This is a genomic window from Micromonospora sp. CA-246542, from assembly GCF_050942905.1.
Taxonomy (GTDB): domain Bacteria; phylum Actinomycetota; class Actinomycetes; order Mycobacteriales; family Micromonosporaceae; genus Micromonospora.
In genome coordinates this window covers 6,076,137-6,095,003 of the sequence record NZ_CP192040.1, presented here as the reverse complement: position 1 = coordinate 6,095,003, position 18,867 = coordinate 6,076,137, and the positions used below count along the sequence as shown (strand labels likewise).

Below are 18,867 nucleotides of genomic sequence, written 5' to 3'. Positions count from 1 at the left end.
CGCCCGATCGATCTGCTTGGCTGCCTCCGCCTGGAGCTTGAAAGCCCCTCACACAACGGGAGATAGCTGTGTCCTTCGGTACCGCGATCAAATCGGTTCTCAGTCAGTACGTCGGCTTCGCGGGTCGGGCCCGCCGGTCCGAGTACTGGTGGTTCGCCCTGTTCACTGTCCTTGTCAGCATTGTCACCTCCGTCCTGGACAGCGCGCTGGGACTGAACTTCGTGGACGGTTCGTCGAGCGGCTTCATCGGCCTCGTCGTCTCCCTGGCGCTGCTACTGCCGACGCTGGCCGTCGCGGTACGACGGCTGCACGACACCGACAAGACGGGGTGGTGGCTGCTGATCGCCCTGATCCCGCTCATCGGCGCCATCGTCCTGATCGTGTTCTTCGTGCAGGACAGCACGCCGGGTGGGAACCGTTTCGGCCCCAGCCCCAAGGGCTGACCGCAGTCCGCGCCACCACCCGCGCGGATCCACTGATGAGCGGGCAGGGCCCCTTCTAGACAGCGCTGTCTAAAAGGGGCCCTGCGGCGTCGTCGCCACTCCGGGTCAGGAGCGACCGATCGAGCGGTCGAGGAAGTCGTGGATCATCGGCGCGGCGACGTCGAGCTTGTCCTCCAGCAGGAAGTGGCCGGTGTCGATCAGGTGGAACTCGGCCGACGGCAGGTCACGCTGATAGGGGTGGGCGCCATCGGGCGGGAAGACGATGTCGTTCTGGCCCCAGATCACCAGCGTCGGCGGCTGGTGGTCGCGGAAGAAGGCCTGGAACTCGGGGTACAGCGCGACGTTGCTGCCGTAGTCGTAGAACAGGTCGAGTTGGATGTCCGCGTTCCCGGGGCGGGCGAGCTGCGTCTCGTCGTGGATCCACCTGTCGGGGTCGAGCCGGCTGAGGTCCCGCACCCCCTGGGTGTACTGCGACCGCACCGCGTCGGAACTGAGGATGAACGCGATCGCCTGTCGGCGTTCGTCGGTCTTCTCCGCCCAGTAGGCCTTGATCGGATTCCAGAATTCGCTCAGGCCCTCCTCGTACGCGTTGCCGTTCTGCACGATGAGCGCGCTGACCCGCTCGGGCCCTTTGAGAGCCAGCCGGTATCCGGTCGGCGCTCCGTAGTCGAAACAGTAGAGCGCGTAATGGTCCACGCCGAGCTGGTCGATCAGGCCGTGCATCAGGTCGGCGAAGTTGGCGAACGTGTAGTCGAACGTCGACCGGTCCGGGCTGGCGCTGTGGCCGAAACCCGGGAGGTCCGGCGCGATCACCCGGTACCGGTCCGCGAGCAGGGGAATCAGGTGGCGGAACTGCGAGGACGCCGTGGGAAAGCCGTGTAGCAGCAGGACCGCGGGACCGTCGGCCGGCCCGGCCTCGCGGTAGAAGATGTCGATCCCGTTCACGGTCGTGGTGTGGAAGTGCGTGACGGGAAATTCGCCCTCCTGGACGGCGGCGACCGAGGGTTTCTGGGCGATGCCAACCATCCTGGATTCCTTTCGGGATAGCGAAACGCGGTATCACCCCGGAAATTGCGCCGTCGGGTCCCGCCTTCGATCAGCATGGCATGCGGCCGTGGGCTCGATGTGCGGAATGCCGCTCAGCGCAGATGCGTACGCAGGAATTCCAGTTCCAGCGGGAGCAGCCGCTCGGCGGTGCCGTTCGCGGCCATGTGGGTGGCGCCGGTCAGCGGCAGCACGGCGTGCGGCCGGCCGGTGGACAGCAGCGCCGCCGACAGCCGCAGCGTGTGCGCGGCCACCACGTTGTCGTCGACCAGGCCGTGCACCAGCAGCAGCGGGCGGGCCTGGTCCGGGCCGGTGACCGGCTCGGCGGCCAACTCGACGAGCGAGTGGTGCGCGTACACGTCCATGCCGTCCTCCGGCAGGCCGAGATACCGCTCGGTGTACGCGGTGTCGTACAGCGTCCAGTCGGTCACCGGGGCGCCGGCGATGCCGCACTTGAACAGCTCCGGGTGCCGCAGCACCGCCAACCCGGCCAGCCACCCGCCGAACGACCAGCCGCGGATGGCCACCCGACCGAGGTCCAGGTCAGGGTGCTTGCCGGCGAGCGCGGTCAACGCGTCGATCTGGTCGGTCAGGATCACGTCGGCCAGCCGGCGGTGGATCGCCTTCTCGAACGAGGGTGCCACTCCCGGCGTACCCCGGTTGTCGATCGTGACCACCGCGAACCCGGCGTCGGCCCACCACTGCCGCTCCAACCACGCGGCCCGCGCCGCCACCACCTCCTGGTGCCCCGGGCCGCCGTAGATGTCCAGCAGCACCGGCAGCCGCCGGCCGGTCACATGGTTGTCCGGGTAGAGCACCGCGGCCGGCAGCCGCCGGTCGGTCACCCGTTCCAGCAACGGCAGTGGCGAGTACGGCGGCTCGGCGGCCAACGACCGCAGCTCGGTCAGCTCCTGGCCGCCGCGCGACACCGTCCAGCGCACCCCGGCGTGGTCCAGCGACGCCGTCCCAACCACCAACACGTCCCCGCCCACGGCCGCCGTGTGCCAGCCCGAGTCGGTGGTGATACGCCGGGCGTCCACCCCGCCGCCGATCGTCGTACGGACCCGGAACAGGTGCCGCTCGCTGGGCTCGCCGTCGCTCGCCTCCACCAGCAGGTCGGCGGGACCGCTGACGGCCGGCAGCCGACCGACGACCCGCCGCACGTACAGCGAGGGTGGGGTGAGCAGCGTGCCGTCGGCGAACAGGCACCGCGCGTCGTACCCGTCGTGGGCCAACTCGCCCCCGACCAGCACCCGGCCGTCGGGCAGGTGCGCCGGGGTACCGGCGATCGGCTCCACCCAGCGCGGGTCGGCCAGCTCGGCGTGGACCTGGGTCTCACCGGTACGCGGGTCCACCGCGAGGACCAGCCCGTGCTGCTGCGAGCGGCGCAGCACGGTGATCAGCGGACTGCCCTCACCCCAGCTCACCCCGGTCAGGTACGGGTAGGTCTCGCGGTCCCAGTGCACGTCGACCCAGCCGTCGTCGAGGTCCAGCAGGTGCAGGCTCACCTCGGCGTTCGGGCCGCCGGCCCGGGGATACGCGACGGCGGTCGGCGGACTGCCCGGCTCGGCCGGGTCGTGCAGGTGCCAGCGTTCCAGCCGGGACTCGTCCACCCGCGCGGCGAGCACCATGCGCCCGTCCGGGGCCCACCAGTAGCCCCGGTACCGGCCGAACTCCTCGGCCGCGATGTGCTCGGCCAACCCCCAGCTCACGCCCGCGTCCTCGCCGGCCAGCAGCGTGTCGGCGCCGTCGGCGTCGATCACCCGCAGCTCACCCCGGCGTACGCCCTCGGCCGCGTCGGTCACGTAGGCCAGGCGCTCGCCGGTCGGATCGGGTCGGGGGTCCAGCACCGGACCGACGGTGGCCACCTCCACCACGTCGCCGTGCACCAGATCCGCCCGGAACAGGCGGCCGGCCAGCGCGAACACGGCCACCCGGCCGGCGGCGTCCAACGCGTACGAGCCGATGCCGGCGGCGCTGAGCCGGAGCCGTTCCCGCAGCGCCCGCTCGCCGGGGTGAGCGCCCGTACGTCGCCGTCGTCGCCCAGCAGGGCCGCCGGATCGGCCACCAGCCGTTCCTCGCCGGTCGCCACGTCCAGCAGCCAGAGCGCGTCCGCCGGATCCTCCGGACCGGCCGAGCGCAGGAAGATCACCCGGGAGCCGTCCGCGGCCACGGAGACAGCCCGGGGCGCGCCGTGGCTGAACCGGCGGGTACGGGCGGCCAGCTCCGGAAAGTCCACAGGCCAAATCGTAGAGCCGCGCCGGGCGTGATGTGGCCGACCTGGGCGGACGCGTCCAACGACTCCCGGGCCGTACCGCCGGTTAGAGTGACCGTCGTGACGACGCTGCCCGACCGCCGCCTGCTGCTGGTCCACGCGCACCCCGACGACGAGTCGATCGGCACCGGCTCGACCATGGCCCACTATGCCGCCGTCGGCGCGCACGTCACGTTGGTGACCTGCACGCTCGGCGAGGAGGGCGAGATCCACGTACCGGCGCTCGCGCAGCTCGCCGCCGCCGAGGCCGACCAGCTCGGCGGGTACCGGATCGCGGAGCTGGCGGCCGCCTGCGCGGCGCTCGGCGTCGCCGACCACCGCTTTCTGGGCGGCGCCGGTCGTTACCGCGACTCGGGGATGATGGGCCTCGCGACGAACGAGCACCCCCGGGCCTTCTGGCAGGCCGACCTCGACGAGGCCGCCGGGCACCTGGTGGAGATCATGCGAGAGGTACGCCCGCAGGTGCTGATCACCTACGACCCGAACGGCTTCTACGGCCACCCCGACCACATCCAGGCGCACCGGGTGGCGATGCGCGCCGTCGAGCTGGCCGCCCTCGAGGGCTGCGCCCCGGCCAAGGTCTACTGGACGGCCATGCCGCTGAGCGTGCTGGAGGCCGGCATGTCGCACTTCGCCGAATCTTCGGACAATCCGTTCGCCGGCATCCAGGACCTGGCCGAGCTGCCCTTCGGCACTCCGGACGAGCAGATCGCCGCCCGGATCGACGGCACCGACCAGCACGCGGCCAAGGAGGCGGCGATGCGGGCGCACGGCACCCAGATCCCGGCCACCTCGTGGCTCTACTCGATCGCGGGCAACTTCGGCGGCGAGTTCATGGGTGTGGAGTTCTTCACCCTCGCCGTCGGCGCGAAGGGTCCGGGTTTCGGCCCGTACGGCTGGGAGGACGACCTCTTCGCCGGGCTGCCGGACGTGGCCGACGCGGACCGCTCCCCGGTCGCGGCGGCCGGTCTCCGGTGACGTTGCCCGCCGCGCCGATGTCGGTCGTGAACGACCAGGACGCTCCGCCGCCGGCGGGGCCGCCGCCGCGTCTGCTGGACCTGGGCCTACGGGTGGCCGGCGCGATCGTCGTGGTGGTGGCCGGTGTGGTGACGGGGGTGTTGGAGTTGCTGCTCGCCACCGTCCGGGTCGGCGGGCAGCTCATCGGCTTCTCGGCGCTGCTCGCCGTCGGCGCGAACATCCTGCTGAGCTGGTTCGCGCACGAGGTGGTCGGCCGTCGCTGGGCGGTGGCGCTGCCGGCGGTGCCGTGGTTCGCCCTGATGGCGGTGGCGGCCATCCGCACCACCGAGGGCGACCTGCTGCTGGCCGGCGACAACTGGGTCGGCCTGGCGATGATCGTGGCCGGCGCGATGACGTTCGCCGTGATGGGCTTCCGGCAGGTCCTCGCCCCGCCGTCCACGCTCGGCGGCTGGTGACGTCACACAGCTACGAGTGGTAGATATTCCTGCCAGGGAAGCGTCCCCGCGAAGGGGTGTACGGCAGGAGGTCGTGCGATGGACAGACGGTGGCGTGATGTCGGGGTGCTCGCGGGAGCGTTGTTCGCGGTCAACGTGGTTGCCCGGCTGATCACCCGCTTCGGTTTCGACAGCGACGACGCTGCGGCCGACCGGGTCACACTGGTGATGTTCGTGGTGATCGGGTTGACCCTGGCCGTGGTCGCCTTCCGCTGGGGACGCGCCCGGCCGCTGGCCGTCTGGGCGGGCGACGTGACGGTCGTGGTGTTGATCGCCATGGCCCTGACCGTGTTGGTCGGGCCGCTGCTCGTCGGCCACAGCCCGTTCGCCGGTGGCGCGGGGACGTTCTTCGCCCAGATCTGGCTCTACCTGCTGGCCACGGGCCTCGGCGCGCTGGGCGGCTACCTGGTGGCGACCGCCCTCGGTCTCGACTACCGCTCGCAGCAGCTCAAGCGGTACGCCGAGGTCAAGGCCGCCAAGCCCCGCCGCGTAGTCCGCCGCTGACGCCAGCACCTCGCGCCAGCCAGAACCTCGCGTCGATCTTGCACTTTCGGCTGTCGGTATGAGCGCAATGCCCACGTGTGTCGCCGCAGAAAGTGCAAGATCGACGAGCGGGGGTCAGCTCGGGGCGACGCGCGTCAGGTAGGTGTGGTGGGTGGTGAAGTTCAGCGTTCGGTAGAGGGCGATGGCTGGCGTGTTGCGCTGCTCCACCTGGAGGAACGCGTGGGTCGCGCCCGCCGACACGCCCCAGGCGGCCAGCTCGCCGATCACGCGGCGGGCCAGCCCCTGCCGGCGGGCGGCCGGTACCACCTCGATCAGGCTGAGGCCCAGCCACCGGCCCTGGCCGGTCACCGTTGCCCGCCCGATGGCCGCCAGCGCGCCGTCGACGTACCCGTGGGCGAAGCGGACCTGGTCCACGGCGGTGAGCACGTGCCGGGCGGCATCCGGTAGGCCGCCCTTGCGGCCGGCCGCGATGGCGAGCCAGTCCTCGCTCGGCACGGTCACCAGCTCCAGGACCGCGTCGACGGCGGGGGCAGCGGCGACCGTGAGGGCTGGCAGGGGCAGGGGCGCGGTCTGGACGAGGGTCGGTGGGCGGGTGGTCCAGCCGCGCTCGTCCAGCTCAGCACCGACCGGCGCGGCGAGCGGCAGCGGTGTGTTGATCATCGCGGGCTGACCCCGTTCGGCGTACCAGCGCTCCACCGCGTCCACGGCCGCCGGCAACGGCCGGTCGGGATCGCCGATGGGCAGGGCCGAGTTGGCCCGGCCGGTCCAGCCCTCGGCCGAGCGCAGCAGCCAGTCACCGAGTCGGCCTCGGGTCGGGGCGGGCCACGCCTCGTTGGCGGCCCGTTCCAGCGCCACCACCGCCGCGGCCGTCGGCCGGCGGGTCGGCGGTACGCGCTTCGCCCGGTGCACCTGCGCCACCGGGACGCGCAGCGGACCTTGCGCCGTCGCGAGGGTGAGATGGGTCTCGCTCAGCTCGACCAGCTCGCCGAGGGCGTCGGAGAACAGCGGGCGGCCTTCGCGAATCCCCACAATCCGGCGTACCACGATCCGATGTCCCACATCCTGCTGTCGGAGCACGATCGACCCCCTCCCCGGCGAGATACTAGGCTCTTACCGTCGCGGGAGATCGCGGCGCGTCTTGCGGAGGAGAAGACCGGTGACCTACATCATCGCCGAGCCGTGCGTGGATGTGCTCGACAAGGCATGCATCGAGGAATGCCCGGTCGACTGCATTTACGAGGGCAACCGGATGCTCTACATCCACCCCGACGAGTGCGTCGACTGTGGTGCCTGTGAGCCCGTCTGCCCGGTGGAGGCGATCTTCTACGAGGACGACGTCCCGGAGCAGTGGAAGGACTACACCGGCGCGAACTACGAGTTCTTCGAGGACCTGGGCTCGCCCGGAGGCGCCTCGAAGATCGGCAAGGTGGAGAAGGACGCGACCTTCGTCGCCGCGCAGCCGCCGCGCGGCGAGGGCCACTGAACCGGCCCGCGCCGGTCTCGGCACGGCTACCCGAGTTCACCTGGGACACCCTGGACGCCGCGGCCACCCTGGCCGCGGCGCATCCGGAGGGCCTGATCAACCTCTCCATGGGTACGCCGGTCGATCCGGTCCCGGCGGTGATCCGTCAGGCACTGGCTGACGCGTCCGACGCGCCGGGCTACCCGCTGACCGCCGGCACCCCGGCGCTCCGCGACGCGATCGCCGCATGGGTGGCCCGGGCCTGTGGCGCGGGCGTCGACGGTCTCGGTGTGCTGCCGACCATCGGCTCCAAGGAGCTCGTCGCCTGGCTGCCCACCCTGCTCGGCATCGGCCCGGGCGACGTGGTCGTCGTGCCGTCGATCGCCTACCCGACGTACGAGGACGGTGCCCGGCTGGCCGGCGCGACCGTGGTCCGCGCCGATTCGCTCACCTCGGTCGGGCCGACCTCGCGGGTCCGGTTGGTCTGGATCAACTCGCCCGGTAACCCGACCGGCCGGGTGCTGCCCGCGGCGCACCTGCGCAAGGTCGTCGACTGGGCCCGCGAGCGTGGCGCGGTGGTCGCCAGCGACGAGTGTTACCTGCCGCTGGGCTGGTCGGCCGAGCCGGTCTCGGTGCTGTCCCCGCAGGTCTGCGGTGGCGACCACACCGGTGTGCTGGCCGTGCACTCGCTCTCCAAGCGGTCCAACCTCGCCGGTTACCGAGCCGGGTTCGTGGCCGGCGATCCGGCCCTCGTCGCCGAGCTGCTGAAGGTCCGTAAGCACGCCGGAATGATCGTGCCCGCACCGGTGCAGGCCGCGATGGTGGCCGCCCTGCAGGACGAGGAGCACGCCGTCGAACAGCGGGAGCGCTACCGTGCCCGGCGCGAGGTGCTGAGCGCCGCGTTCACCGAGGCCGGTTTCACGATCGAGCACTCGGAGGCGGGCCTCTACCTCTGGCTCACCCGCGACGAGGACTGCTGGCAGACCGTCGACTGGCTGGCCCGGCGAGGCATCCTGGTCGCGGCCGGCGCGTTCTACGGCCCCACCGCCCAACGGTACGTGCGGGTGGCGCTCACCGAGTCCGACGAGCACGTCGCCGCAGTCGCCGGCCGGCTGCGGGCCTGACCGGGGCGTCCGGCGATGACCGACGGCACGACCGTCCCGACGCCGGACGCCGGTGCCGCCACGCCCGCGGGCGACCAACGCCGCGAGGCGGGCGACCAGCGCCGCGAGGCGGGCGACCAGCGCCGCGAGGCCGCCGGGTCAGGGCCGGAGGTGCACGACCGGAATCCTGCGGCCGGCGGGGCGTACGCCCGGACGCGGGTGGCGGTCGTCGGCACCGGTCTGATCGGCGGTTCGGTGCTGTTGCGGCTGCGCGACGCGGGCCTCGACGTGACGGGCTGGGATCCCGATCCGGCCACCCGGGAGCACATGCGGTCGTGCGGTGTGTCAGCCCCGGACACCGTCGAGGAGGCCGTCGCCGGTCGGAATCTGGTCTTCCTCTGCGGCCCGCTGCCCACCCTTGCCCGGACGTTGGCGCAGGTGGCCGAGCTGACCGCGCCGGGTTGCGTGCTCACCGACGTGGGCAGCACCAAGGTCGAGGTGGCCGAGGCCGCCCACCGGCTCGGGCTCACCGATCGTTTCGTACCCGGGCATCCGATGGCGGGCGCGGAGTCCGCCGGCCTGGCGGCGGCCTCTCCGACGCTGCTCGCCGGCGCCGCCTGGGTGCTCTGCCCGGCGCCGGGCGCGGCGACGCCCGCCTTCCGCTGGCTCACCGGGCTCCTGGTGGAGCTGTTCGGCGCCCGGGTGGTGCCGATGTCCCCGGCCGCGCACGACTCGGTGGCCGCGCTCGCCTCGCACGTTCCACACCTGCTGGCCGGCGCGTTGGCCGGTGCGACGCAGCGGTCGCCGCTGCGCGACGCGGTGTTGGCCCTGGCCGCGGGCAGCTTCTCCGATGGCACCCGGGTCGCCGGGACGCCGGCCGAGCGGACGGCCAACATGCTGCTCGGCAACCGTGCGCGGGTGCTGGACGAGTTGGCCGAGGTGCGCGTACTCCTGGATGAGCTGGCGGAGGCGCTGCGGTCCGCCGACGCGACGGGGTTGACCGCCCGGTACGCGCAGGCCGGCGCGGCGCGGTCGGCGCTGCGGGATCGGCGGTTCGCCGCGGCGGACCGGGAGTTCCCGGCCGACGGCGACCACACCGTCGAGGTGGCCTGGCTGCGCGAACTGGGTGTTGCCGGCGGCCATCTGACCGGCTGCCGGGTCGGTCCGGACGTCGTCTCCTACCCGGCACTGCTGCCGCTCGCTGACTAGGCTGACAGGCATGGCGACGGACGGCCCGGTGGTGCAGGTGCGCGGCGAGGCGACCCGGGAGGTGCCGCCCGAGCTGGCCCGGTTCGGGGTCACCGTGACAGCCCGTGGCCAGGACCGGGAGGCGACGCTCACCCAGTTGGCCGAGGGGGCAGCCGCCGTCCGGGTACTGCTGGACGGCTCCGAGCCGGCGGTGGCCCGGCGGGAGACCGGCGACCTGTGGGTCCGGCCGCAGACCAAGCGCTCGGGCGAACGCGTGGTGGGCTGGCTCGGCAGCGTCACCACCAACGTGACGGTCACCGACTTCACCGCGCTCGGTGAGCTGATGCTCCGGCTCGCCGACCAGGATCAGGTCGAGGTGTCCGGCCCCTTTTGGGAGCTGCGCCCGGACAGTCCGGCGTACCGCGAGGCGCGGCACGCCGCGATCGGCGACGCGCTGCTGCGCGCCCGGGAGTACGCCGAGGCGCTGGGCGCCCGGGTCACCGCCCTCATCGAGCTGGCCGACGCCGGTCCGGCCGACCGGCCGATGTTCGCCCGCGCGGCGTACGCCGGGGGTGGTGCCGGCGGCGGTGTTCCCGAGCTGGAGTTGGATCCGCAACCGCAGACCGTGCAGGCGGCGGTGCAGGCGCGGTTCACGATCAGCGAACCGGTGCTCGGCTGATGCCGCCGGCCCGGCTGCTGGCCATCGACGAGCTGGTGGCGCGGGCGCGGTCACTGGCCGACGCCGGCCCGCGGCAACTGCTCGGCATCACCGGGGCGCCCGGTGCGGGGAAGTCCACCCTGGCCGAGCGGATCGTCGCCGAGGTCGGGGCGAGCGCGCGGCTGGTGCCCATGGACGGTTTCCACCTGGCCCAGACGCAGTTGGAACGGCTGGGCCGCGCCGACCGCAAGGGCGCGATCGACACCTTCGACGCCAACGGGTACGTGTCGCTGCTGCGCCGGTTGCGTCGGCTGGAGCCGACCTCGGTGTACGCGCCGGAGTTCCGCCGGGAGGTGGAGGAGCCGGTGGCCGGGGCCATCGAGGTGCCGCCGTCGGTTCGTCTCGTGGTGACCGAGGGCAACTACCTGCTGGTGCCGGACTCCCCCTGGGAGGAGGCTCGGACGTTGCTGCACGAGGTGTGGTTCCTCGACCTGGACGCCGAGTTGCGCCAGCGTCGGTTGACCGCCCGGCACGAGGCGTACGGGCGTTCGCCGGACGAGGCCCGGGCCTGGGCGCTGGGCAGCGACGAGGCCAACGCGGCTCTCATCACCCCCACGGCCGTGCACGCCGACCTGGTGGTCCGCCTGCTCGACTAGTCCAGCTCGCGGACCGGCCGGGCCGGGTTGCCGACGGCGACGACGTTGGCGGGTAGGTCCCGGGTGACCACGGCGCCCGCACCGACCACGGTGTTCGCGCCGACCGCGACCCCGGCCAGGACGATCGCGCCGCCGCCGAGCCAGGCGTTGTCGCCGATGGTGATCGGCTTGGCGGCCTCCCACTTGTCACGGCGCGGGCCGGGCTGCACCGGGTGGGTCGGGGTGAGCAGTTGCACGTTCGGTCCGACCTGGACGTCCGCGCCGAGGGTGATCGGGGCGACGTCGAGGAAGACCGCGTGGTAGTTGACGAAGCTGCGCGGCCCGATCCGGATGTTCCAGCCGTAGTCGCAGTAGAACGGCGGACGGACCCAGGTGTCGTCGCCCAGGTCGCCGAGCAGGTCGCGCAGCGCCGCGAGCCGGGCCGCCGGGTCGGCCGCTGAGCTGGTGTTGAAGCGTTCCATCAGGCGGGCGGCCCGGTCCAGGTCGGCGACGAGTTCCGGATCGTCGGCGAGGTAGGGCTCACCCGCCAGCATCCGGTCCTTCATGGAGGTCACCCGGTCGATGATGCCGTCGGGGAGCGGTGTCCCGTGGCAGGTTCGTCGTATTTTCGACTTCTTTTTGCATACTCGGTATGCAATTCTGGGTTGTCAATGCGACTCCTATCAATCACGACGCACGACCAGGAGGAAACGTTGCACCAGGGAAGAAGATTGGCCGCTCTCGGCCTCGTGTCGGTGCTGGCGCTCGCCGCGCCGGCCCCCGCCTCAGCCGCGCCCGCCGCGCCCGCCGCGCCCGCCCCACCTGCCGGCACCGACCGACAGTCCACCGCGCTCGGAACCAGCCCCGAACGCTCGACGACCGTCACGCTGATCACCGGTGACCGCGTCACCGTCACCGCATCCGGCGCCTCGGCCCAGCCCGGCCCCGGCCGTAAAGACGTGCAGTTCCTGGTCCAGCGCGAGAGAGGACGCCTCTCGGTGCTGCCGACGGACGCGCTGCCGTTGTTGCGCTCCGGTCGGGTGGACCGACGACTCTTCGACGTCACCGGGCTGATCGAGGCGGGTTACGACGACGCCAACCGCAAGACGCTGCCGCTGCTGGTGTCGTACGGCTCGACGGATGCCGCCCGGCGAGCCCCGGCCGCGCTGCCCGGCACCCGGGTGATCCGCGACCTACCGGCGATCGAGGGCGCCGCACTCAGCAGCGACAAGTCCTCCCTCGGCGCGGTCTGGGCGGCGGTCAGCACCGGCTCCAGCGCGGCTCGACTCGGCGCGGCGGGGGCGTCGAGCGAATCTGGTTGGACGGCCGTCGACGGGTGGCCCTCGACCACAGCGTGCCGCAGATCGGGGCACCCGCCGCCTGGTCGGCCGGGTTCACCGGCAAGGGCGTGTCCGTGGCCGTGCTGGACACCGGCGTCGACGCGACCCACCCGGACCTGGCCGGCAAGGTGGCCGAGGCGCGCAACTTCACCGAGGTCGCCGACGCCCGGGACACCGTCGGCCACGGCACGCACGTGGCCTCGACCATCGCCGGTTCCGGCGCGGCCTCCGACGGCCGCTACCGGGGTGTGGCGCCGGACGCGACGCTGCTGGACGGCAAGGTCTGTGAGGACCAGGGCTGCCCCGACTCGGCGATCCTCGCCGGCATGCAGTGGGCCGCCGTGGAGAAGAAGGCCGCCGTCATCAACATGAGCCTCGGTGGCTGGGACACGCCGGAGGTCGACCCGCTCGAAGAGGCGGTGCAGACCCTGACCGCGCAGACCGGGACGCTGTTCGTCCTCGCCGCCGGAAACGACGGTTCGGACGGCTCGGTCGGCTCCCCGGCCAGCGCCGACGCCGGACTCGCCGTGGGCGCGGTGGATCGCGACGACGAGTTGGCCGAGTTCTCCAGCCGGGGTCCCCGGATCGGTGACGACGCGCTGAAGCCCGACATCACCGCACCCGGCGTCGACATCGTCGCCGCGAAGTCCGCCAACGGCGTCATCGGTGATCCGGTGGGGGACCGGTACGTCACGCTCTCCGGCACCTCGATGGCCACCCCGCACGTCGCCGGTTCGGCCGCGTTGCTGGCCCAGCAGCACCCGGGATGGCGGGCCGACCGGCTCAAGGCCACCCTGATGGCTGCCGCGAAGCCGCACCCGGAGCAGACCGCCTACCAGCAGGGCGCCGGGCGCGTCGACGTCGCCCACGCGATCACCCAGCAGATCACCACCGACCCGGTGAGCGTCTCCTTCGGGCGTACGCTCTGGCCGCACAACGACGACACCCCGATCACCCGTACGGTGACCTGGCGTAACGATGGTCCGGCCCCGGTCACCGTGGACCTGAGCGTCGAGGGCGCCGGCCCCGGCGGCCGAGCGCTGCCGGCCGGTCTCTTCCAGTTGGGCGCCAGCCAGCTCACCGTGCCGGCGGGTGGCACGGCCGCCACGACCGTCACCACGGACACCCGGATCGGTGACGCCGACGGCTACTGGACCGGCCGGATCGTGGCCCGGGCGGGGTCGGCGGTCGCCGTCACGCCGCTGGCCGTGAACCGGGAGGTGGAGAGCTACACGCTGACCGTGGAACACCTGAACCGCGCGGGCGCGCGTACCGCCGACCACTGGTCCGCGCTGGTCGGGATGGACACCTTCGGCTTCTGGGACCTCTTCAGCACCGACGGGGTGGCCACCGTGCGGGTGCCCAAGGGGCACTACGGCCTCAGCGGCCTGGTCTTCGAGCCGGGGCCGGAGGACGAGCAGCGCGGGATGTCGCTGTTGATGCAGCCCGTGTTGACGATCGAGCGGGACACCCGGATCGTCGTGGACGCCCGCCGGGCCAAACCGGTCCGGACCACCATTCCGGACCGTAACGCCGCCCCGGAACTGATCGACGTCAGCGGCAACTTCACGGCTGCCGACGGCAGTGGATACGGCATCGGACTCTGGGCGGACACCTTCACCGGTCTGACCAGCGGTCAGCTCGGCAGGACGGTCTCCGCCGACCAGTTCGTCTCCACCGTCAGCAGCCAGTGGATCAAGCCGGAGACGCCCGACAGCCCGTACCTGTACGCGCTGGCCGAAGCGATCCCTGGCCGAATGCCAACCGGCTTCGTCCGCGACTACCGCCGGAGCGACCTGGCCGCCGTCGTGCACCGGTTCCTCGGTGCCTACGCGGGCATGGAGGCCGAGCGCTCCGTGTACCCCGTGTTGGAGTACAACGTCGGCGGCTCCACGCTGGTCCTGCCCACGAGCGTGCCCGGTCAGCGGGTCGAGTACTACAACACCCGGGGCGTGCAGTGGGAGTCGGACATCTACTTCGGCACCCGGGACGACGAAGGGGGGTGGCTGAACCCGCAGGCCGTGCTCCTCTCCGTCCCGACCGCGTACCGGGCCGGGCGGACGGCCCAGGAGATCTGGAACCAGGCGCCGTTCGGGCCGTCCTTCCCGAACCCGCGCTGGCCGCACCAGAGCGTCACCCGGGCCGGCGACAACATCGTTGTCGACCTGCCGATCTTCAGCGACGCGGCCGGTCACCCGGGCGGCTCGTTGAGCGACAGCGAGCACACCAAGCTCTGGCGCGACGGCAAGCTGGTCGGCGAGAGCGAGTACGCCGGCTACGGGGAGTTCACCGTGCCGCCGGCCGCGGCGGACTACCGGCTCGTCACGTCGTCGAAGCGGAGCTTCACCGACCTGAGCACCGAGGTGGAGTCGAGCTGGACCTTCCGGTCCCGGCACGTAGCCGGTGACACGCCGGCCCGCCTGCCGCTGATGGCGGTGCGCTTCGCGCCGCCGCTGCGCGTCGACGGCAGCGCACCGGCCGGGCGGAGCTTCGTCGTACCGGTGCGGGTGCAGCGTCAGCCGGGCGCTCCGGCCTCCCCGGTGGAGGGGCTCACCGTCGACGTCTCGTACGACGGGGGAAAGACCTGGGACAAGGCGAAGCTGGTCCGCACCTCGGCCGATGGTTGGTCGGCACTGTTGCGGCATCCGGCCGGCAAGGGCCACGTGTCGTTGCGGGCCACCGCCCGGGACGCCGCCGGCAACACGGTGACGCAGCGGATCGTCCAGGCGTACCGCCTGCGCTGAGGCGTACTCCCGTCGGGTCCGCGGCCGAGCGCCGCGGACCCGGCGGGTACGTCAGTCGTTCGCGTGCAGGGCGGCGTTCAGCTCGATGCCCCGGCCGGTGCGCGGCCGGGCCTCCAGCGCGCCGGTCACCGAGTTGCGCCAGAACAGCAGGCCGTCGACGCCGGACAGCTCCCGGCCCTTGACCACCCGGCCGTCCGGCAATGTGATCTTGGAGGCGGCGGTGATGTAGCAGCCGGCCTCGACCACGCAGTCGTCGCCGAGGGAGATGCCCACGCCCGCGTTCGCGCCGATCAGACTCCGCTCGCCGATGCTCACCTTCTCGGTGCCGCCGCCGGAGAGGGTGCCCATGATCGAGGCGCCACCGCCGATGTCGGAGCCGTCGCCGACCAGCACCCCCTGCACGATCCGCCCCTCGACCATCGAGGTGCCCACCGTGCCGGCGTTGAAGTTGACGAAGCCCTCGTGCATCACCGTCGTGCCGGCGGCCAGGTGCGCGCCGAGGCGCACCCGGTCGGCGTCGGCGATCCGCACACCCGAGGGCACCACGTAGTCGGTCATCCGAGGGAACTTGTCGACCCCGTACACCGACAGGTGGCGGCCGGCGGCCCGCTCGATCACCCGCAGCTCGTCCACCCGCTCCGGGGGGCACGGCCCGGCGGACGTCCAGGCCACGTTCGCCAGCTTGCCGAAGACGCCGTCGAGGTTGAGCTGGTTGGGCCGCACCAGGCGGTGGGAGAGCAGGTGCAACCGGAGGTACGCGTCGGAGGCGTCCTTGATGGGGTCGTCCAGCGAGCCGATGACGGTGACCACCTGCACGGTACGCAGACCAGGCAGCGGCCGGTCGCCCAGCGCGCCCGGTGGCAGGTCCAGCACGTCCGACTTGCCCTCGCCGGCGATCAGCGGCAGCTCACCCAGGCCCAGCTTGCCGGTCGGGTACCAGGTGTCGAGCACCTGCCCGTCGGCGGTGACGGTGGCCAGGCCGATGCCCCAAGCGGAATCTGCGGACGTCACTGTTAACCCTCTCGGTCGCGGCCACGCCGGCCTCGGCTCGCTCCTCGCGCTGACAGACCTGAAGGTACCGTGCGAACCATGGAGAACCCGCTGACCCCCGAGGTCCTCGCCGATCCGGTGCAGCTGACCCGCGTACTGGTTGACATAGAGTCCGTGTCCCTCAACGAGAAGGCGATCGCCGACTGCGTCGAGGAGGTGCTGCGGGGCGTACCGCACCTGTCCACCCACCGGCACGGCAACACGGTGATGGCCCGTACCGACCTGGGCCGCTCGCAGCGCGTCGTGCTGGCCGGGCACCTCGACACCGTGCCGCTGAACAACAACTTCCCGTCGACCATGCGCGGCGACCTGATGTACGGCTGCGGAACCTCCGACATGAAGTCCGGCACGGCGTACGCGCTGCACCTGGCGGTGACGCTGCCCGAGCCGCGCTACGACGTCACGTACTTCTTCTACGAGGCCGAGGAGATCGAGTCCCGCTACAACGGGCTGAACCTGGTCGCCCAGGCGTTCCCGGAGTGGCTGGAGGCGGACTTCGCGGTGCTGCTGGAGCCGACGTACGGCATCGTCGAGGCGGGCTGCCAGGGCACCATGCGTTCGGTCGTCACCACCAGAGGCGTACGCGCCCACTCGGCGCGCTCCTGGCACGGCGTCAACGCCATCCACGGCGCCGGGGAGGTGCTGCGCCGCCTCCAGACGTACGAGGCACGTCGGGTCACCATCGACGGCTGCGACTACCGCGAGGGCATGAACGCGGTACGGATCAACGGTGGGGTGGCCGGCAACGTCATCCCGGACCTCTGCGAGGTCGAGGTCAACTACCGGTTCGCCCCCGACCGGACCCCGGCCGAGGCGGAGGCACACGTGCGTGAGGTGTTCGCCGGTTTCGAGGTGCGGGTCACCGACTCGATCGCGGGTGCCCCGCCCGGGCTCAGCGCCGCCCCGGCGAAGGAGTTCCTGGCGGCGGTCGGCGCCGCCCCGATCGGCAAGCTGGGTTGGACGGACGTGGCCCGGTTCGCGGCCATGGGGATTCCCGCGCTGAACTTCGGCCCGGGCGACCCGAACCTCGCCCACCACCCGGACGAGCACGTCGAGATCAGCAAGATCCGGGACGGCGCGGCGACGCTGCACCGCTGGCTCGCGCCGGCCTGACCCCCGGTCACCCCGTTGCCGGTGACCAAGAGGTTCGCGTCAGCCTGGCCCGTTGTCGGCGGCGCGAACCTCTTGGTCGGCTCCGGATCCAGCGGCGGCAGGCGAGATGGCGGGATCGAGGGCGCGGATGCGACGGCGCTCGGCCACCACGTCCCGGATCCGTCGCTGCATCTGTCGACGGATCCGGATCATCTCGCTGTTGCTGATCACGCTGTCTCCTCCCCCGAAGGCGCGCGCCGGGGCATACCCGGTATGCGAATAGTAAGACGTACGGGGAAGCCAAATAGTTGCCCTTGATCGCGAACTATTTCTCCGGCTCCCCGCCCCGGACCCCGACGGTGTGCCGCTCCACTACGGTTGCTGCATGAGCCAGAACAACGGGCGGGAGGCCGGCCGCAGCCCGGGGCGGGAGCGGCACCGGGGCGCCGTCACGCTGCGCCGGGGGGCGATCCCGAACAGCACCGCCGACCAGCGGCTGCTGGACTCGCGCGGGCGCGAGGACTGGAAGACCAGGGACGCCTGGCGGGCGCTGCGGATCCTCTCCGAGTTCGTCGAGGGCTTCGACACCCTCGCCGACCTGCCGCCGGCCGTCAGCGTGTTCGGCTCGGCGCGCAGCGGTCCGGACACCGCCGAGTGCCGGCTGGCCGAGGAGGTGGGCGGCGCGCTGGCCCGCGCGGGCTACGCGGTGATCACCGGCGGCGGGCCGGGCGTGATGGAGGCCGCCAACCGGGGCGCCACCGAGGCCGGCGGGCTCTCCGTCGGGCTCGGCATCGAGCTTCCGTTCGAGCAGGGCATCAACGACTGGGTCGACCTGGCCATCGACTTCCGCTACTTCTTCGCCCGCAAGACCATGTTCGTCAAGTACGCCCAGGCGTTCGTGGTGCTGCCCGGTGGGTTCGGCACCATGGACGAGCTCTTCGAGGCGCTGACCCTGGTGCAGACCGGCAAGGTCACCCGGTTCCCGGTCGTGCTGATGGGGGTGGCCTACTGGCAGGGGCTGCTCGACTGGCTGCGCGACACGATGGCCGCCAACGGCAAGATCGGCCCGGTGGACCTGGACCTGATCTGCCTCACCGACGACGTCAACGCCGCCGTCCGCCACATCGTCGAGGCCGAGGCGGCGCTCTCGGCCGAGCAGGACGCGGTCCGCGACGAGGCCGTGGCGCGTACCGGCGCCGACCAGCAGGCCGCCGCCGAGCAGGCCGCCGACCGGCACCGGGAGGACTGATGGCGGCCGTCTGCGTCTTCTGCGCCTCCTCCCGTACCCTCGACCAACGCTGGCTCGACCTCGCCACCGAGACCGGTGCGGAGCTGGCCCGGCGCGGGCACGTCCTGGTCAGCGGCGGCGGCTGCGTCGGCATGATGGGCGCGGTGGTCGACGGCGCCCGGTCCGCCGGTGGACGCACGGTGGGTGTCATCCCGCAGGCGCTCGTCGACCTGGAGGTCGCCGACCTGGCCTCGGACGAGCTGCTGGTGACCGACTCGATGGCCGATCGCAAGACCCTGATGATCGACCGGTCGGACGCGTTCCTCGCCCTGCCCGGCGGTCTCGGCACGCTGGACGAGCTGTTCGAGGTCTGGACCACCGCCACCCTGGCGCTGCATGCCAAGCCGATGGTGCTGATCGACGCCGACGGCTTCTACCGCCCCCTGCTGGACTGGTTGCACACCATCACCGACCAGCACTTCCTCAAACCGGCCGGCCTCGACCTGCTGACCGTGGTCACCACGGTCCCCGAGGCCCTGAAGGCGCTGGAGTCCCACCTACCCTGACTCCGGGCCACCTCGTCGGTCGTGAGGGTGGCGGCAGGGCCGTCGGCGTGTCGTGCCGTCACC

The 18,867-nt window shown here is 72.2% G+C and carries 17 protein-coding genes and 2 pseudogenes; 13 read left to right on the top strand and 6 right to left on the bottom strand.

The window, feature by feature from the left end; genetic code table 11:
- Positions 1-68: 68 nt before the first annotated feature.
- Positions 69-443, top strand: coding sequence for a DUF805 domain-containing protein (locus ACQP0N_RS28255; protein ID WP_355050602.1), 375 nt, complete (start codon positions 69-71; stop codon positions 441-443).
- Between the two features lie 105 nt (positions 444-548).
- Here ACQP0N_RS28255 and ACQP0N_RS28250 read toward each other — a convergent pair whose 3' ends face one another.
- Positions 549-1,469 (bottom strand): alpha/beta fold hydrolase, encoded by a 921-nt coding sequence (locus ACQP0N_RS28250; RefSeq protein ID WP_433115350.1) that lies wholly within the window; start codon positions 1,467-1,469, stop codon positions 549-551.
- Positions 1,470-1,582: 113 nt separating this feature from the next.
- A pseudogene (locus tag ACQP0N_RS28245) lies at positions 1,583-3,726 on the bottom strand (prolyl oligopeptidase family serine peptidase).
- Between the two features lie 87 nt (positions 3,727-3,813).
- Here ACQP0N_RS28245 and mshB point away from each other — a divergent pair.
- From mshB to ACQP0N_RS28230, 3 genes are all read left to right on the top strand, one after another.
- Complete coding sequence (gene mshB, locus ACQP0N_RS28240) at positions 3,814-4,740, top strand: N-acetyl-1-D-myo-inositol-2-amino-2-deoxy-alpha-D-glucopyranoside deacetylase (protein ID WP_433115348.1); 927 nt, start codon at positions 3,814-3,816, stop codon at positions 4,738-4,740.
- A gap of 17 nt (positions 4,741-4,757) precedes the next feature.
- Positions 4,758-5,195, top strand: a complete 438-nt coding sequence (locus tag ACQP0N_RS28235) for a hypothetical protein (protein WP_355050598.1) — start codon at positions 4,758-4,760, stop codon at positions 5,193-5,195.
- 78 nt (positions 5,196-5,273) lie between these two features.
- Positions 5,274-5,738 carry a hypothetical protein gene (locus tag ACQP0N_RS28230; RefSeq protein ID WP_433115346.1) on the top strand — a complete coding sequence of 155 codons (465 nt, stop codon included), beginning with the start codon at positions 5,274-5,276 and terminating at the stop codon, positions 5,736-5,738.
- Between the two features lie 114 nt (positions 5,739-5,852).
- On the opposite strand, the gene ACQP0N_RS28225 is transcribed toward ACQP0N_RS28230, so the two are convergent.
- Entirely contained in the window at positions 5,853-6,815 is a 963-nt protein-coding gene (locus ACQP0N_RS28225; RefSeq protein ID WP_433115344.1) for a GNAT family N-acetyltransferase, read from the bottom strand.
- A gap of 79 nt (positions 6,816-6,894) precedes the next feature.
- Here ACQP0N_RS28225 and fdxA point away from each other — a divergent pair, with 79 nt between their 5' ends.
- From fdxA to ACQP0N_RS28200, 5 genes are read left to right on the top strand one after another with little or no spacing between them, the layout of a single operon-like run.
- Positions 6,895-7,221, top strand: coding sequence for a ferredoxin (gene fdxA / locus ACQP0N_RS28220; protein ID WP_007464872.1), 327 nt, complete (start codon positions 6,895-6,897; stop codon positions 7,219-7,221).
- Complete coding sequence (gene dapC, locus ACQP0N_RS28215; protein WP_433121867.1) at positions 7,218-8,324, top strand: succinyldiaminopimelate transaminase; 1,107 nt, start codon at positions 7,218-7,220, stop codon at positions 8,322-8,324. The genes fdxA and dapC overlap by 4 nt, the downstream gene beginning before the upstream one ends.
- Positions 8,325-8,339: 15 nt before the next feature.
- Positions 8,340-9,512 carry a prephenate dehydrogenase gene (locus tag ACQP0N_RS28210; RefSeq protein WP_433115342.1) on the top strand — a complete coding sequence of 391 codons (1,173 nt, stop codon included), beginning with the start codon at positions 8,340-8,342 and terminating at the stop codon, positions 9,510-9,512.
- 10 nt (positions 9,513-9,522) lie between these two features.
- The gene (locus ACQP0N_RS28205; RefSeq protein WP_433115340.1) at positions 9,523-10,170 is read left to right on the top strand and encodes an SIMPL domain-containing protein; all 648 of its coding nucleotides are present in this window, start codon (positions 9,523-9,525) and stop codon (positions 10,168-10,170) included.
- Positions 10,170-10,805: a nucleoside/nucleotide kinase family protein gene (locus ACQP0N_RS28200; protein ID WP_433115338.1), complete on the top strand. Its 636-nt coding sequence runs from the start codon at positions 10,170-10,172 to the stop codon at positions 10,803-10,805. Before ACQP0N_RS28205 ends, ACQP0N_RS28200 begins: the two co-directional genes overlap by 1 nt.
- Here ACQP0N_RS28200 and ACQP0N_RS28195 read toward each other — a convergent pair.
- Positions 10,802-11,359, bottom strand: coding sequence for a sugar O-acetyltransferase (locus ACQP0N_RS28195; protein WP_355050592.1), 558 nt, complete (start codon positions 11,357-11,359; stop codon positions 10,802-10,804). The genes ACQP0N_RS28200 and ACQP0N_RS28195 overlap by 4 nt on opposite strands.
- Before the next feature lie 96 nt (positions 11,360-11,455).
- Between ACQP0N_RS28195 and ACQP0N_RS28190 the strand changes: the two are divergent.
- Positions 11,456-14,868, top strand: a pseudogene (locus ACQP0N_RS28190) (S8 family serine peptidase).
- Between the two features lie 51 nt (positions 14,869-14,919).
- Here ACQP0N_RS28190 and dapD read toward each other — a convergent pair.
- Entirely contained in the window at positions 14,920-15,879 is a 960-nt protein-coding gene (dapD, locus tag ACQP0N_RS28185) for a 2,3,4,5-tetrahydropyridine-2,6-dicarboxylate N-succinyltransferase (RefSeq protein ID WP_433115336.1), read from the bottom strand.
- A 78-nt stretch (positions 15,880-15,957) separates the two neighbouring features.
- On the opposite strand from dapD, the gene dapE reads away from it, so the two are divergent.
- Positions 15,958-17,031, top strand: coding sequence for a succinyl-diaminopimelate desuccinylase (gene dapE, locus ACQP0N_RS28180; protein ID WP_433115335.1), 1,074 nt, complete (start codon positions 15,958-15,960; stop codon positions 17,029-17,031).
- Between the two features lie 39 nt (positions 17,032-17,070).
- On the opposite strand, the gene ACQP0N_RS28175 is transcribed toward dapE, so the two are convergent.
- The gene (locus ACQP0N_RS28175; RefSeq protein ID WP_433115333.1) at positions 17,071-17,241 is read right to left on the bottom strand and encodes a hypothetical protein; all 171 of its coding nucleotides are present in this window, start codon (positions 17,239-17,241) and stop codon (positions 17,071-17,073) included.
- Between the two features lie 154 nt (positions 17,242-17,395).
- Here ACQP0N_RS28175 and ACQP0N_RS28170 point away from each other — a divergent pair, with 154 nt between their 5' ends.
- Entirely contained in the window at positions 17,396-18,259 is an 864-nt protein-coding gene (locus ACQP0N_RS28170) for a TIGR00730 family Rossman fold protein (protein WP_433115331.1), read from the top strand.
- Positions 18,259-18,804 (top strand): TIGR00730 family Rossman fold protein, encoded by a 546-nt coding sequence (locus ACQP0N_RS28165; RefSeq protein WP_355050586.1) that lies wholly within the window; start codon positions 18,259-18,261, stop codon positions 18,802-18,804. Before ACQP0N_RS28170 ends, ACQP0N_RS28165 begins: the two co-directional genes overlap by 1 nt.
- Positions 18,805-18,867 lie beyond the last annotated feature (63 nt).